2 protein-coding genes are annotated in these 1113 nt (G+C 56.4%); both read left to right on the top strand.

Features of this window, described 5'->3' with window-relative positions; translation table 11 throughout:
* The first annotated feature begins 165 nt into the window (after nucleotides 1–165).
* Nucleotides 166–801, top strand: a complete 636-nt coding sequence (locus tag ACTG34_RS13295; RefSeq protein WP_062218215.1) for an RNA-binding protein — start codon at nucleotides 166–168, stop codon at nucleotides 799–801.
* A partial coding sequence (locus ACTG34_RS13290) for a translation initiation factor IF-2 associated domain-containing protein (protein WP_439105368.1) occupies nucleotides 798–1113 on the top strand: 316 nt, incomplete at its 3' end. The genes ACTG34_RS13295 and ACTG34_RS13290, both read left to right, overlap by 4 nt.

Below are 1113 nucleotides of genomic sequence, written 5' to 3'. Positions count from 1 at the left end.
AAAGTTCGACGTGTCTCTAGAAGACGCTCAGACATTCGTTATGACAGCACGCATCCAATTGGGTTGGGTTGATCCCGCCGATTTGGAAGGGGCGACAGATGACGATGCTGATGAGACTGAAGAGGGTTCGGAGGCCTGAGTTCAGGCCATCGAGAGAGGTAAAGTATGACCAGAGGCGGCCAACCAAAAGACAAAATGGAAGATGACGAGCGGCGCTGCATTGTGTCGCGCGAGGCGCAACCGCGTCACGGTCTCATCCGTTTCGTGGTTGGCCCCGATGGTACCTTGGTGCCCGACCTTGCGGAAAAGCTGCCCGGTCGTGGAATATGGGTCTCATGCGAACGCGCCATTTTGGAAGAGGCGATAAGCAAGCGCCTCTTTGCCAAGGCGGCGCGACAGGATGTGATTATACCCGACGGGTATGTAGATTTGATTGAAAAAGGCCTCGCGAATCGTGTTGTGCACCTCATCTCACTGGCTCGAAAGGCTGGTCAGGCGGTGTGTGGGTTCGAGAAGGTAAAGAATTGGCTGATCGACGAGCATGCAAAGATTCTTTTGCAAGCATCGGATGGTTCAGAACGCGGAAAAGGTAAACTCAAGACGCCTGATGGAGGCCGTTGGTTCGGTCTGTTGTCGAGTTCTGAATTGGGTTTGGCTTTCGGCCGCGAAAGTGTGATACATGGCGCGCTCGCAGGCGGCGGTCTTAGCAAACGAATTGTTGAGGACGCTGAACGCCTGAAGGGTGTGCGCGAGACAGACGGTGGAGAGCGCTCCGCCGGGAAGGGTAAGACGACGAAATGAGCGATACAGATGGTAAAAAACCCCTTGGCATTCGTGGCGGCCCCGGTTCGGTGAAGCAAAGCTTCTCCCACGGGCGGACAAAGAGTGTTGTTGTGGAGACCAAGCGCAAGCGTGTCGTGGTGCCCAAGCCGGGTGTCCCGAACCCCGCGAGTGCAGCGCCAGGCGGCAAGCCTATGAAAAGCGATCCTGCGCGCAGGCCCGCTGGTATTTCCGATGCCGAGATGGAACGCCGTATGAAAGCGCTTTCCCTTGCTAAGGCAAAGGAAGCTGAGGACATTCAACGTCGTGCGGCCGAGGAAAAGGCTCGCGATG

Source organism: Celeribacter marinus (assembly GCF_965656515.1).
In the GTDB taxonomy this organism is placed as follows: Bacteria; Pseudomonadota; Alphaproteobacteria; order Rhodobacterales; family Rhodobacteraceae; genus Celeribacter; species Celeribacter marinus_D.
Note: the sequence above shows the minus strand (reverse complement) of the source record. Positions and strands in the feature narration are given on the sequence as shown.